13 protein-coding genes are annotated in these 13,328 nt (G+C 67.1%); 5 read left to right on the forward strand and 8 right to left on the reverse strand.

Going from position 1 to position 13,328, the window contains the following annotated elements; genetic code table 11:
• Positions 1 to 8: 8 nt before the first annotated feature.
• The 5 genes from QJS31_RS13730 to QJS31_RS13750 all read right to left on the reverse strand — a co-directional run bounded on the left by QJS31_RS13730 (position 9) and on the right by QJS31_RS13750 (position 4,265).
• Complete coding sequence (locus QJS31_RS13730; protein ID WP_306356868.1) at positions 9 to 1,160, reverse strand: MCE family protein; 1,152 nt, start codon at positions 1,158 to 1,160, stop codon at positions 9 to 11.
• Between the two features lie 56 nt (positions 1,161 to 1,216).
• On the reverse strand, positions 1,217 to 2,068 hold the full coding sequence (locus QJS31_RS13735) for an ABC transporter permease (RefSeq protein WP_029925420.1): 852 nt from the start codon (positions 2,066 to 2,068) through the stop codon (positions 1,217 to 1,219).
• 4 nt (positions 2,069 to 2,072) lie between these two features.
• Entirely contained in the window at positions 2,073 to 2,837 is a 765-nt protein-coding gene (locus tag QJS31_RS13740; RefSeq protein WP_029925419.1) for an ABC transporter permease, read from the reverse strand.
• A gap of 291 nt (positions 2,838 to 3,128) precedes the next feature.
• On the reverse strand, positions 3,129 to 4,031 hold the full coding sequence (locus tag QJS31_RS13745; protein ID WP_282779052.1) for a 3-oxoacyl-ACP reductase: 903 nt from the start codon (positions 4,029 to 4,031) through the stop codon (positions 3,129 to 3,131).
• 45 nt (positions 4,032 to 4,076) lie between these two features.
• On the reverse strand, positions 4,077 to 4,265 hold the full coding sequence (locus tag QJS31_RS13750; protein WP_029925417.1) for a ferredoxin: 189 nt from the start codon (positions 4,263 to 4,265) through the stop codon (positions 4,077 to 4,079).
• A 203-nt stretch (positions 4,266 to 4,468) separates the two neighbouring features.
• Here QJS31_RS13750 and QJS31_RS13755 point away from each other — a divergent pair, with 203 nt between their 5' ends.
• The 3 genes from QJS31_RS13755 (at position 4,469) to QJS31_RS13765 (ending at position 7,442) form a co-directional block, all read left to right on the forward strand.
• A complete protein-coding gene (locus QJS31_RS13755; RefSeq protein WP_282779053.1) occupies positions 4,469 to 5,662 on the forward strand; it encodes an acyl-CoA dehydrogenase family protein in 1,194 nt (397 codons plus the stop codon).
• Between the two features lie 100 nt (positions 5,663 to 5,762).
• Positions 5,763 to 6,884 carry an acyl-CoA dehydrogenase family protein gene (locus QJS31_RS13760; protein WP_306356869.1) on the forward strand — a complete coding sequence of 374 codons (1,122 nt, stop codon included), beginning with the start codon at positions 5,763 to 5,765 and terminating at the stop codon, positions 6,882 to 6,884.
• A gap of 144 nt (positions 6,885 to 7,028) precedes the next feature.
• A complete protein-coding gene (locus QJS31_RS13765) occupies positions 7,029 to 7,442 on the forward strand; it encodes a VOC family protein (protein WP_306356870.1) in 414 nt (137 codons plus the stop codon).
• Positions 7,443 to 7,576: 134 nt separating this feature from the next.
• Here the strand turns inward: QJS31_RS13765 and QJS31_RS13770 are convergent, their stop codons facing one another.
• Positions 7,577 to 8,593, reverse strand: coding sequence for a sigma-70 family RNA polymerase sigma factor (locus QJS31_RS13770; protein WP_282784889.1), 1,017 nt, complete (start codon positions 8,591 to 8,593; stop codon positions 7,577 to 7,579).
• A 164-nt stretch (positions 8,594 to 8,757) separates the two neighbouring features.
• Complete coding sequence (locus QJS31_RS13775) at positions 8,758 to 10,404, reverse strand: acyl-CoA synthetase (protein WP_282784891.1); 1,647 nt, start codon at positions 10,402 to 10,404, stop codon at positions 8,758 to 8,760.
• Positions 10,405 to 10,534: 130 nt separating this feature from the next.
• Between QJS31_RS13775 and QJS31_RS13780 the strand changes: the two genes are divergently transcribed.
• Positions 10,535 to 11,230, forward strand: coding sequence for a maleylpyruvate isomerase family mycothiol-dependent enzyme (locus QJS31_RS13780; protein WP_282784893.1), 696 nt, complete (start codon positions 10,535 to 10,537; stop codon positions 11,228 to 11,230).
• Positions 11,231 to 11,252: 22 nt separating this feature from the next.
• Here the strand turns inward: QJS31_RS13780 and QJS31_RS13785 are convergent, their stop codons facing one another.
• Positions 11,253 to 12,290, reverse strand: coding sequence for an LLM class F420-dependent oxidoreductase (locus QJS31_RS13785; RefSeq protein ID WP_282784894.1), 1,038 nt, complete (start codon positions 12,288 to 12,290; stop codon positions 11,253 to 11,255).
• A gap of 62 nt (positions 12,291 to 12,352) precedes the next feature.
• Between QJS31_RS13785 and QJS31_RS13790 the strand changes: the two genes are divergently transcribed.
• A complete protein-coding gene (locus QJS31_RS13790) occupies positions 12,353 to 13,315 on the forward strand; it encodes a Zn-ribbon domain-containing OB-fold protein (RefSeq protein WP_282784895.1) in 963 nt (320 codons plus the stop codon).
• Positions 13,316 to 13,328 lie beyond the last annotated feature (13 nt).

Genomic DNA, 13,328 nt, shown 5'->3' on the forward strand with positions numbered 1-13,328 from the left:
GCGCACCGCTACCTCACCCCCGGCAATCCGGCGAACAGCAATTCGAAGACGGTGCCCTCGTTGAGGCTCGGTTCGGTCGGCGGCTGCCAGACATGCCCCTGTGAGGTGTCGGTGACCAGGTAGTTGGCCTTGTCACCGGTCTCCCAGCCGGTGACGTCCTCACAGTGCGGTCCGCCGGTGGCGTTCACCTTGGGCAGATCCTCCGGGTACTTGTAGGGCTCACCGGCGGGCATGAGGCTGGCGTTCATGGAGACCGCCGGATACCGGCCGCCGAAGATCTCACCGTAGAGCGGCATCAGCGGGCCGAGGCCGTTGACCACGCAGGACACCGCGGTGCGGTACTCGTACAGGGTGTCTGTGGCCGGATGCAGCAGTCGAAGTGCTTCCACCAGCGGCGATTCCGTCTCGTTCAGGATCGGGGTGGCGGTGTCGGCCAGTCCGATGATGTTGGTGAGCACCAGGTCCAGATCCCCGGCCCGCTCGGCCAGCGTCCCGCCGGTGACCACCAGATTGTCGGTGGTGCGCAGCAGATCCGGCACGGTGTCGGCGTAGAGGCCGGTGACCTGGGTGGTCTTGCGCAGATCCTCCTGCAGGGTGGGCAGTGAGGGGTTGATGTCGCGCAGGAACGCCTCGCTGTCGACGAGCAGCTGGTTGATCTTCTCGCCACGGCCCTGCAATGCCGAACCCACCGCCTGCAACGTGGCATTCAGCTTCTCCGGCTCGATTTTCGCGAGCACGTCATTGAGATGCTGGAACAGCGTATTGAATTCGACGGTAACCGAACTCGCTCGCACCACTGCGCCGGGTTGCAGTGATTCCCGCGAAGCATTCTGCGGCGCAATGAAATTGATATATTTCGCGCCGAATACCGTGGTGGACCTGATATCCACGACGGCATTGGCGGGCACCATCCGCAGCTGTTCCGGATCGAGTTCGAGATCGATGCGCGCGCCGTCGGCGGTGTTGTGCACACCGGAGACCTTGCCGATTTCCACGCCGCGGATCTTGACCTTGGCGTCCGGGTCGAGCACCAGGCCGCTGCGCGGCGATTCGACGGAGACCTTGACGGTGTTCTCGAAGCCGCCCGCGAACATGACCAGGCAGAGGGTGACCACGGCCACCACGCCCAGCACCATGCCGAGCCCGCACAGCCGGATCACCCACGGCTCTTCGAACCGTGATTGTGGTTTGCGTGTTTGCGTACCCATTCGCCGCCCTACCCGGAGAGATGGAAGTTGCCGGAGGTGCCGTAGATGGCCAGCGAGATCAGCAGCGTCACGGTGACGACCGCGACCAGGGAGGCCCGCACGGCGTTGCCGACCGCGACTCCCACGCCGACCGGCCCACCCGCGGCGTGGAAGCCGTAGTAGGTGTGAATCGCCATGACCGCCAGGGCCATGAAGATCGCCTGCGCGAACGACCACAGAATGTCGCTGGGAATCAGGAAGGTTTCGAAGTAGTGGTCGTAGACGCCCGCCGACTGCCCGTAGATCACCACGGTCGCGAAGCGACTCGCGATGAAGGAGGCGATCACGGCGAGCGAGTACAGCGGAATGATGGCGATGATGCCCGCGAGCATCCGGGTGCCGACGAGGAAGGGCACCGGGCGAATCGCCATGACCTCCAACGCGTCGATCTCCTCGGAGACGCGCATGGCGCCCAGCTGCGCGGTGGTGCCCGCGCCCAGGGTGGCCGCCAATCCGATGCCCGAGATCACCGGCGCGGCGATGCGCACATTGATGAACGCGGCGAAGAAGCCGGTCAGCGCCTCGACGCCGATATTGCCCAGGGAGCTGTACCCCTGCACGGCGATGGTGCCGCCCGCGGCGAGGGTGAGGAAGCCGACGATCACGACGGTGCCGCCGATGACCGCGAGCGCGCCGGTGCCCATGGAGATCTCGGCGATGAGCCGAATGGTCTCGGTGCGGTAGTGCACCAGCGCCCGCGGCACCGAGGCCATCGACTGCGCGTAGAACACGGCGTGTTTGCCGACGGAGTCGATACCCTCGCCAACACGCCTGACCCGCTTGGTGATTCGCGGGAATCTGGACTCGATCACGAACGCCATCAGATCACCGCGCCGTGAACTTGATGCCGACCGCGGTGACGACCACGTTAACCACGAACAACACCATGAAGGAGAAGACGACGGTCTGGTTGACCGCGTCGCCCACGCTCTTGGGGCCGCCCTTCACGTTCAGCCCCAGGTAGCAGGCGACGAGTCCGGCCGCGAGTCCGAACAGGGTGGCCTTCACCTCGGAGATGACGAGTTCCGGGAAGTGTGTCAGCAGCGTGATGCCGTTGACGAACGCGCCCGGGTTGACGTCCTGGAGGAAGACCGAGAACAGGAAGCCCCCGAGGATGCCGATGGTGCTGACGAGGCCGTTGAGCAGTGCCGCCACGAACATCGAGGCGAGCACGCGCGGTACCACCAGGCGTTGGATGGGATCGATGCCCAGCACCCGCATGGCGTCGATCTCCTCACGGATGGTGCGGGCGCCGAGATCCGCGCAGATGGCGGTGGCGCCCGCGCCGGCCACGATGAGCACGGTGACCATCGGGCCGACCTGGGTGATGGACCCGAAGGCCGCACCCGCGCCGGAGAGGTCGGCCGCGCCGATCTCCCGGAGCAGGATGTTGAGCGTGAAGCTGACCAGCACCGTGAACGGAATCGCCACCAGCAGGGTCGGGATGATCGATACCCGAGCCACGAACCACGCTTGTTCGATGAATTCGCGGCGCTGAAATGGGGGCCGTACCGCGGCGCGAGCGACGCTTCCGGCGAGTTCGAAGAACCCTCCGACCGCCCGCAACGGCACGGCAAGAACGTCGTTCATTCCCGCGTTTCCTCCTGCCCCTGCCTTGCTTATAGCGCACGAGATCTGAATGTGATCTACGCCCCGCTGAATGATTAGAACACGTTCACTGGCGCTGCGTAAGGCTTTCGCAGGTATTGAACAGCTCTTTTTCTCGGTGATAGCTAGGCGCTTGAGAACTTGTTCACTATGGGGTCACTCTCGTGTCTGAGACAGCCCTTGTGAGGCGTCCCACACCGTTGAACCCCATTCCTACCAATAGTTGATCGTGTGATCAACCGGGGGCCGGACGTAACCCCCGCTATGGGAAACTCAGTCCAGATCCATCAGCGACGACGCCGAAAAGGTAGCGCCGGAAGGGCGTTCGGCAAAATACCCGCCGAGTGTCGCGGCGAGTCCCGCCGCGGTCCACTCGCCCTCGGCATCGAAACGCCGCTCGACGACCGGCGCGGCCATCAGGGCGACCATCGGGCCGTACACCACGAACAGCTGGCCGGAGACGCGCTCGGCCGCCGGGGAGGCGAGGTAGGCCACCAGGCGGGCGACATGATCCGGCGACAGTGGATCGGGCCCGTCCTGCGGGGCGGCGGAGAAGACGTTCTCCGTCATGGCGGTGCGCGCCCGCGGGGCGATGGCATTGGCCGTCACGCCGAAACGTGCCAGCGCGCGGGCGGCCGACAGGGTCAGCGCGGTGATACCGGCCTTGGCCGCACCGTAGTTCGCCTGCCCCTCCGGACCGAGCAGTCCGGCCTCGGAAGAAGTGTTGACAATGCGCCCGTACACGGGCGCGCCCGCCGCCTTGGACTTGGCGCGCCAGTAGGCGCCCGCATTGCGGGTCAGCAGGAAGTGTCCGCGCAGGTGCACCGCGACGACGGCGTCGAAATCCTCGTCGGACATGTTGAACAGCATGCGGTCCCGGGTGATGCCCGCGTTGTTGACCACGATGTCCACCCCGCCGAAGGCTTCGTCGGCGGTGTGGATGAGGGCGTCGGCGGTGGCACGCTCGGCGATGCTGCCCGCGACGAATTCGGCCTTCGCGCCCAGTGCCCGGATATCGGCGAGGGTAGCGTTGACCGCGTCGTTCTCGGCGAGATCGTTCACCACGACCGACGCCCCGGCGCCGGCCAGGGCCAGGGCCTCGGCCCGGCCCAATCCGGCGCCGCCGCCGGTCACGATCGCAACCCGGCCCGCAAGACTCACATCAGAAACGCTCACCGGGCCGACTTTAGAACGTGTTACACCTTGCTAGCAAGGATGGTTTCAGACAAGTTTCAGGGCCGCCTTCGGGCACTGCGCCACGGCCGTGCGAACATCGTCCTCCTGATCGGCGGGCACCTCGGCGGCGGTGATGTGCAGGATGTCCTCGTCATCGAGATCGAACACGTCGGGGGCGATTCCGACACAGATGCCGTTCGCCTCGCACTGGTCGAGATCGACGGTGACCTTCATAGCCAACTCCTTTGCCACAACTATGGGCCGAGCCTAACAAGACAGCCCCTGCCCAGGTACCCGGAAATACCGGAACAGGCTCCCATACTGGAACAAGTTCCACTTGGTGTGCAATTATCGCCTCACCACCTCGGTTCGCGGCGCGAGCCTTCCAGGCCGCGAACCCGCCGCATCGCCAGGCGCGGCAGAAAGGACATCGCACTATGCGCATTGCGTATACGCCCGAGCAGGAACAGCTGCGCGCCGAACTGCGCGAGTACTTCGCTCGACTGATCACCCCGGAACGACGCGACGCGCTGTCGGCCCAGACCGGCGAGTACGGCCACGGCAACGTGTACCGCGAGGTCGTCGCCGAGATGGGACGCGACGGCTGGCTGGCGCTGGGCTGGCCCAAGGAGTACGGCGGGCAGGACCGCTCCACCATGGATCAGCTGATCTTCACCGACGAGGCCGCCATCGCGGGCGCGCCGGTGCCGTTCCTGACCATCAACTCGGTCGCGCCGACCATCATGCACTACGGCACCGAGGAGCAGAAGAAGTTCTTCCTGCCCAAGATCGCCGCGGGCGAACTGCACTTCTCCATCGGCTACTCCGAACCCGGCGCGGGCACCGATCTGGCCTCGCTGCGCACCACCGCCGTGCGCGACGGCGACGAGTGGATCATCAACGGCCAGAAGATGTGGACCAGCCTCATCGCCTACGCCGACTACATCTGGCTGGCCGCGCGCACCGACCCGAATGCCAAGAAACACAAGGGCATTTCCATGTTCATCGTGCCGACCACGGCCGAGGGCTTCTCCTGGACCCCGGTGCACACCATGGCCGGTCCGGACACCAGCGCCACCTACTACCAGGACGTGCGGGTCAAGCACAGCGATATGGTCGGCCCGGAGAACGGCGGCTGGTCACTGGTCACCAACCAGCTCAATCACGAACGGGTGGCGCTGACCTCCTCTGCCCCGCTGGCGCTGGCCGTGCGGCAGACAGTGGAGTGGGCGCGGGAGGCCAAGACCTCCACCGGCGCTCGCGTCATCGACCAGGAATGGGTGCGGATCAATCTGGCGCGCGTGCACGCCAAGGTGGAGTACCTGAAGCTGCTCAACTGGGAGATCGCCTCCCGGGCCGACGCGGGTGGGGATGCCGCGCCGCGCCCGTGGGACGCCTCCACCTGCAAGGTGTACGGCACCGAACTGGCCACCGAGGCCTACCGGCTGCTCATGGAGGTGCTCGGACCGCAGGCGTACCTGCGCCAGGACTCGCCGGGAGCGCAGCTGCGCGGGCGGCTGGAGCGCATGCACCGCGCCTGCCTGATCCTCACCTTCGGCGGCGGCACCAACGAGGTGCAGCGCGACATCATCGCCATGACCGCCCTACGCCAGCCGCCCGCCACGCGTTGAGAGCCGTGTCCGACACCCCGGCGTTCACGGGCCCTCCGTGGTTACGCAAGCTTCCTCCTCCCGGCCCTGAGCGAACGCCGACCGAAAGCTAGGTACCTCCATGGATTTCACCCTGACCGAAGCGCAGCAGGATCTGGCCCGGCTCACCGCCGAGGTGACCGGCAAGCTGGTCACCGCCGACCGGCTGCGCGAACTCGACCGCACCACCGATGCCGAGGGCAACGACACCGTGCGCTTCGACGCGGCGCTGTGGAAGTCGCTGGCCGAGACCGGCGTCCTGGCCGCGGCACTGCCGGAAGCGGTGGGCGGCAGCGATTTCGGCGTGCTGGAGCAGACGGCCGTGCTGCGTGAACTGGGCAAGTCGGTCGCGGCGGTGCCCTACCTGTGGTCGGTGGCGCTCGGTGCGGGCGCACTGGCCGCCTTCGGCTCCCCGGCGCAGCGCGAACTCGCCGCGGCCGCCGCAGCCGGCGAGACCATCCTGACCGTGGCGCTGAGCGAGGAGCGCAACTGGGAGCCCGCCACGCCCGTCACCACCGCCGACGAGAACGGCTCCTGGCGGCTGTCCGGCGTCAAGATCACGGTGCCCTTCGCCCGGCAGGCGGTGCGAATCCTGGTGCCCGCCACCGTGAACGGCCGCGCCGCCGTCTTCCTGGTCGATCCCGCCGAACCCACCGTGCACCTCGCCGACCAGCTGGTCACCGACCGCTCCCCCGAGGCGGAGGTCGAATTTGCCGGTGCCCCGGCGGAATTGGTGGGCACCCTGGAGCAGGGGCCGGAGATCCTGACCTGGCTGCTGGAGCGCGCCTGGCTGGGCCTGGCCGCCCAGCAACTCGGCACGGTGGAGCGCGGCCTGGAGCTGGTGGCCGAATATGCCCGCGAGCGTGAGCAGTTCAACCGCAAGATCGGCAGCTTCCAGGCCGTGGCGCAGCGCCTCGCCGACGCCTACATCGACGTGCAGGGCGTGCGCCTGGCCGTCCAGCAGGCGGCCTGGCGACTGGCCGAGGGCCTGGACGCCGCCGCCGAGATCCACACCGCCAAGTACTGGGCGGCCGACGCGGGCCACCGCATCGCCCACACCGTGGTGCACGTGCACGGCGGCGTCGGCATCGACCGCGATCACATCGTGAACCAGTACTTCACCGCCGCCAAGCACAACGAGTTCGCCCTCGGCGGCGCGAGCGACCACCTGCGCGCCCTGGGCGGCATCCTGGCCGCCAGCTGAGGTCCGCGCACCGGGCGGCGGCACGGATTCCGGGCCGCCGCCCGGTGCGTATCCGGCCCTGTCCCAGGGGCACCGATGAGTTTTCGATGTCCGCTTCGTCCTTACCGGTGACACGCAACGAGTACGCGCCGAGAGGACGACACCATGGCCAGCAAGATGATCTTCATCAATCTCCCCGTTTCCGATCTGGACCGGTCCAAGGGGTTCTACGAGGCGCTCGGCTGGAAGGTGAATCCGGACTTCACCGACAACAACGCCGCCTGCATCGTGGTGGACGACAACATCTGCCTGATGCTGCTGACCAAGGAGTTCTTCACCAACTTCAGCAAGCGTGCCATCGCCGACACCACCGGTACGGTGGGCGCGGCCTACGCCCTGTCCCTGGCCAGCGCCGCCGAGGTGGACAGTCTGGTCGAAGCCGCCCTGGCGGCCGGCGGCACCGAGGAGGCCGACGACAGCCGCCGCGCCCAGGAGGCCGAGGCGGGCATGTACGGCCGCACCTTCATCGACCCGGACGGCCACCAGTGGGAGCCCTTCCACATGAACTACCCGGGCTGATCCCCCGACGCCGACGTTCTCCGACGCCGAAATGCGAACGGCCCGACGGGTATACACCCGGCGGGCCGTTCACGCGTGTCGTCGCGCCGACGTCGGACCACCCCGACGTCATCCACCATGCGCGCCGACAGGGTCTACGCGGTGGTCGAAACCTCCGACCCTTCGCGCCACTCCTGCGGCAAACCGAAGAGCGGGAACAGTTTATCGGTGTCGAGGAAGAAGTTGAGACCGGAAATGCGATCTCCATCCAGTTCGAGCACGGTGATGGACCACGGCACCCACCGGCCCGGCTCGTCGCTCGGCTTGTAGTGGCCGAAGGCGGGCAAACCGTTCGCACCCGCCAGCGGCACCATGCGCGAATCGCGGCAGGCGTGGCCGTGGCCGAGCATGAAGGCGGCCACATTGTCCGGGCCCGACACCCACAGCGAGATGGGCGGCATGGACAGCGCCACATCCTCTTTCAGCAGGGCGGTGAGCGCGTCCATGTTGTAGGCCTCGAACGCCTTGACGAAATCGTCGACGAGTTTGCGCTGCTGCTCGTCGGTTTCGTCGAAGGTCTTGCCCTCGTCGGGCTGCACCTTGGACATGGTGGCGCGGGCGCGCTGCAGGGCACTGTTCACCGAGGCCGGCGACATCATGAGCATGTCGGCGGTCTCGTTCGCGGAGAAGCGCAGCACCTCGCGCATGATCAGGATGGCGCGCTGGGTGGCGGGCAGATGCTGCACCGCCGCCACGAAGGCCAGCCGCAGCGTGTCCTTCACCGAGGCGTGGTCGGCCGGATCAGCACCGAAGGCCAGCGCGTTCGGAATGGGCTCCACCCACACGTAGTCCGGCTCCGGCATGGGCAGCGGTGAGTCGGGCGTGGACGGCCCGTTCAGGTCCATGGGCCGGGCGCGGCGCTGCGGCCCGTCCAGCATGTCCAGACAGACATTGGTGGTGATCTTGTAGAGCCAGGAGCGCAGACTGGAGCGCCCCTCGAAGGACTCGTAGGACTTCCAGGCGCGTGTGAAAGCCTCCTGCACGGCGTCCTCGGCCTCGAAGGAGGACCCCAGCATGCGATAGGCGTAGGCACACAGCTCACGGCGGTGCCCCTCGAACGACTGCAACACCTCATCGAGGGAGGTGGTGGACCTGCCGGACTGCTTGCTCATAGGGCCACTCTGGCACACCCCACCGACATGTTGGGAGTATCGGAAAGGACTGCCTTCCATATCCTTCGGCTCCGGGCGAATCCTCGGATGATCCGGTGTTTTCCCTGGTTGAACGGATCGGAGCCGGTCGCGGCACGGATCGCGACCGGCTCCGGAACCGGGCACTACTTGCTGGCGGGCGCGGGCGCGTCCTCGTCGGCGGGACGCTCCTCGGTTTGCGCCTTGGCCCACGTGTAGTCGGGCTTACCCGCCGGATTCCGCTTGATCTGGTCCACGAACCACAACGCACGCGGCATCTTGTACGACGAGATCTCCTGTGTCAGCACCGGACGCAGCTCCTCGAGCGTGGGCCGGTTCGCGCCGCGACACTGCACGACCGCGACCACCTTCTGCCCCCAGCGCTCGTCCGGCACGCCGACCACCAGCGCGTCGAAGATCTCGGGGTGGCACTTGAGCGCCCCCTCGACCTCCTCCGGGTAGATCTTCTCGCCGCCGGAGTTGATGCTCACCGAACCGCGGCCCAGCATGGTGACGGTGCCGTCCTCCTCGACGCGGGCGTAATCGCCCGGAATCGAGTACCGCTTGCCGTTGAACTCCTTGAAGGTGGCCTTGGTCTTGGCCTCGTCCTTGTAATAGCCGAGTGGGATGTGCCCGCTGCGGGCCAGGAAGCCGATCTTGCCGGAACCGGGCTCGCAGGGATTGCCGTCCTCGTCGAGCACCTGGGTGGAGGCGTCGATCTTCACGCGCGGGCCGCCGGTGTGGTTCTGCCCCTTGGTGACCACGGACAGACCGCCGAAACCGGTCTCCGAGGAGCCGATGGAGTCGCTGATCATCCGATTCGGCAGCAGCTCGAGCATCTTGTCCTTGAGCGTCGGCGAGAACAGCGCCGCGCTGCTGGCGATGACGTAGAGGCTCGACGCGTCGTAGGGCTCACCGGTTTCCGGATTGCCCTCGAGCAGCGCGTCCACCATGGGCCGGGCCATGGCGTCACCGGTGATGAAAATGAGGTTGATCTTGTGCTTTTCGACGGCCCGCCACAGCCCGTGCCCGCTGAACTCCGCGAGCATGAGCGTCTTGCCGCCGCCGAACAGGCTCTGGAAGGTGGCCCACTGCGAGCCGCCGTGGATCATCGGGGCGACCGGGTACCGGACCATCTGCGGGTTGGCGGCGCCCAGCTTGGCGAGCTCCCACTCGTCGGTGACGTATTCGCCGGTGAGGAAGTTGATTCCGCCGCCGAGCACCCGCCAGACATCCTCCTGCCGCCACATGACGCCCTTGGGCATACCGGTGGTGCCGCCGGTGTAGAGCATGTAGACGTCGTCGGGCGAACGGTCCTCGAAGTCGCGCTCGGGCGAGCAACCGGCAAGCGCCGCTTCGTATTCCACGGCACCCTCGGGTAGCGGCAGGTCGGTGCCGTCCGCCACCACGAGGACCGATTTCAGCTGCGGGGTGTTCGGCCAGACGTTGGCGACCTTGTCGCTGTAGCGACGCTCGACCACCAGCGCGACCATATCCGAGTTGTCGAAGATGTACTGCAACTCGTTCTCGACATATCGGAAGTTCACGTTGACCATGACGGCGCGGGCCTTGAACACCGCCACCATGGCCTCGATGGCCTCGATGGTGTTCCGCGAGTAGATACCCACCTTGTCACCCGGTTGCACCCCCTGTTCTCGCAGGTAGTGCGCGAGTTGGTTGGCTCGCCCCTCGAGCTCGGCATAGGTAACCGAGCGAGTGTCGTCGACCAGAGCGACGTTATCCGGCATGAGGTCGATGGCGTGTTCGACAAGGTCCGCTATGTTGTGGCTCACATGATGAAAATAGAACGTGTTCCTGTGTGTGACAAGACACGATTTTCAATCCATACCACGAGAGATTGCCGCTGCCGCCACAGAAGAGATTGTGGCTGCCGCCACAGAGTACGTCGTTTACCGTGGGCGCATGGACTTCTTGGCGATCTTGCGCGACCGGCTCACGGCCTTCGGTGAGCTCATCACCGCGGACGTCGATCTCACCGCACCGGTGCCCACCTGCGGCGACTGGACCCTCCACGATCTGGTCGAGCATATGGGGCGCGGAAATCAATGGGTGGTGACGGCGGTCGCCGAACTGCGGGGCGACGGCGAGGGCGAACCCGCGCCGCACGATCCGGCCGAACTGCGGGCCTGGTTCGACCGAACCTCCGACGCTCTCGTCACCGCACTGTCGGCCGATCCGGCCACGGAGGCATGGACTTTCACCCGACTGGCCCCGCGCACCGTCGGCTTCTGGCGCCGCCGCCGCACCCACGAGACGGTCATGCACCTGTGGGACGCGCAGTTCGCGCTCGGCGTCGCCGCGCCGATCGACGCCGCGCTGGCCGACGACGGTATCGCCGAGGTCTTCGACATGTTCGCGCAGCGCATGATCGACCGCGGGCTGGCGACCCCGCCCGAGGCCGCCGTACAGGTGCGGTCCACCGACACCGGGACCATCCGGACCTATGGCAAGGGCGAGCCGACCGCCGAGATCGCCGCGCCCGCATCGGATCTGCTCCTGCTGCTGTGGCAGCGCAAACCGAGTTCGGACCCGGCCTTCGCCTGGCAGGGCGACCGGGAGTCCGGCGAGAGCGTGCTAGCCGGGCCGCTCACGCCGTGACGCCGGGAATATAGAACTCGTTCTACGACTGCACGAGGGGGGTGAGGCGGGCCAGCTGCTCGGTGTCGCGGACCCCGACGAGCAGCATGGTCACGCCCGCGTCCTCCCACACCTTCAGCTGCTCGCGCACCTGCGCCTCATTGCCGACGATCATCGTGTCGAGCATGAGCTCATCCGGCACCGCGGCCGCCGCCTCGTCCTTGCGGCCGCTCCGGAACAACCGGGTGATCTCCTCGACCTGCTCGCCGTACCCCATCCGCCGGTACACCTCGGCGTGGAAGTTCAGCTCCTCCGCACCCATGCCGCCGATGTAGAGCGCCATGACCGGCCGCATCCGATCGAGCTCGGCCTTCGAATCATCGGTGAGGATCACCTGGGCGGTGGCGGCGATCTCGAAGTCAGCCCGCGAACGCCGGGCACCCGCCCGCGCGAAGCCCTCGTCCAGCCAGGAGTTGTACATGTCCGCGAGCCGGGGCGTGTAGTAGATGGCCAGCCAGCCGTCGGCGATCTCGGCGGTCAGCGCCACGTTCTTCGGCCCTTCGGCCCCCAGCCAGATGGGCAGGTCCGCGCGCAGCGGATGGGTGATGGGCTTGAGCGGCTTACCCAGGCCGGTCGCGCCCGGACCGGTGTAGGGCAGCGGATAGTGCGGTCCGTCGCTGGTCACCTTGGCCTCGCGGGCCAGCACCTGCCGCACGATCGACACGTATTCGCGGGTCCGCTGCAACGGCTTGGCGAACGGCTGCCCGTACCAGCCCTCGACCACCTGCGGTCCGGAGACCCCGAGCCCGAGGATGTGCCGTCCGCCGCTGAGATGATCCAGGGTCAGCGCGGCCATGGCCGTGCCCGCGGGCGTGCGCGCCGACATCTGCACCACCGACGTCCCCAGCCGCACCCGGTCGGTGCTCGAACCCCACCACGCCAGCGGCGTGAACGCGTCGGACCCCCAGGACTCCGCCGTGAAGACGGCGTCCCACCCGGCCTGCTCGGCCGCGACGACCAACTCCTGGGCATTGCCGGGCGGCTGTGCACCCCAATAACCGAGCTGCAACCCGAACCGCATGATCGACTCCCTTCCCAACTGGCCTCTTGCGACCATAATAAGAACCTGTTCTACTCGATCTCGTGACTCTGGGGAACACCGAAGTACTCGCCGCACCGCTGCGGATGCAGTTCGACTACACCCGCTCCACCGGTCCGACCATCGGCCGCTTCCTGACCGGCCTGCGCGTCGGGCAGATCGTCGGTGTGCGCGGCTCCGACGGGCGCGTGATCGTGCCGCCAGCGGAATTCGATCCGATCACGGCCGAACGGCTGACCGAGTTCGTCGAGGTCGCCGATGTGGGCACCGTGCGGTCATGGAGTTGGGTGGCCGAACCGCTGCCCGGCCAGCCCTTCGACCGCCCCTTCGCCTGGGCGCTCATCCAACTCGACGGCGCGGACACCGCCCTGCTGCACGCCGTGGACGTGGCCTCGCCCGCGGATATCAGCACCGGGATGCGGGTGCGGGCGCGCTGGGCGACCGAGCGCAAGGGCTTCATTCACGACATCGCCTGCTTCGAACCGGGCGAATTCTCGGTCGCCGCAACGCCCGCGGAGGAGACCGAGCCGATCACCGGCATCGTGACGCCGATCGACCTGAGCTTCAAGCACACCGCCGCACCGCAGGAGACCGCCTTCCTGAAGGCCCTCGTGGAGGGCAGGCTGCTCGGCGCGAAGGCGGGCAACGACGGCAAGGTGTACTTCCCGCCGCGCGGGGCGGACCCGCGCACCGGCGCACCCACCGAGGACTACGTCGACCTGCCCGACACCGGCATCGTCACCACCTACTGCGTGGTCAACGTGCCGTTCCAGGGCCAGCGCATCAAGCCGCCGTACGTGGCCGCCTACATCCTGCTGGACGGCGCGGACATCCCCTTCCTGCACCTGGTGCTCGGTATCGACGCCGCCGAGGTGCGCATGGGTATGCGGGTGAAGGCGGTGTGGAAGCCGCGGGAGGAATGGGATTACGGGCTGGACAACATCTCCCATTTCGAGCCCACCGGCGAGCCCGACGCCGACTACGAGACCTTCGCGCACCACCTGTAGAGAGGCGCTGAAA

The organism is Nocardia sp. CC213A (assembly GCF_030766805.1).
Lineage (GTDB): Bacteria > Actinomycetota > Actinomycetes > Mycobacteriales > Mycobacteriaceae > Nocardia > Nocardia otitidiscaviarum.

Bases quoted from the DNA above. Each gene is read 5' to 3' on its own strand.
- QJS31_RS13735 (WP_029925420.1), bottom strand. From the start codon at position 2,068: ATGGCGTTCGTGATCGAGTCCAGATTCCCGCGAATCACCAAGCGGGTC.
- QJS31_RS13740 (WP_029925419.1), bottom strand. From the start codon at position 2,837: ATGAACGACGTTCTTGCCGTGCCGTTGCGGGCGGTCGGAGGGTTCTTC.
- QJS31_RS13750 (WP_029925417.1), bottom strand. From the start codon at position 4,265: ATGAAGGTCACCGTCGATCTCGACCAGTGCGAGGCGAACGGCATCTGT.
- QJS31_RS13755 (WP_282779053.1), top strand. From the start codon at position 4,469: ATGCGCATTGCGTATACGCCCGAGCAGGAACAGCTGCGCGCCGAACTG.
- QJS31_RS13760 (WP_306356869.1), top strand. From the start codon at position 5,763: ATGGATTTCACCCTGACCGAAGCGCAGCAGGATCTGGCCCGGCTCACC.
- QJS31_RS13765 (WP_306356870.1), top strand. From the start codon at position 7,029: ATGGCCAGCAAGATGATCTTCATCAATCTCCCCGTTTCCGATCTGGAC.
- QJS31_RS13770 (WP_282784889.1), bottom strand. From the start codon at position 8,593: ATGAGCAAGCAGTCCGGCAGGTCCACCACCTCCCTCGATGAGGTGTTG.
- QJS31_RS13780 (WP_282784893.1), top strand. From the start codon at position 10,535: ATGGACTTCTTGGCGATCTTGCGCGACCGGCTCACGGCCTTCGGTGAG.
- QJS31_RS13785 (WP_282784894.1), bottom strand. From the start codon at position 12,290: ATGCGGTTCGGGTTGCAGCTCGGTTATTGGGGTGCACAGCCGCCCGGC.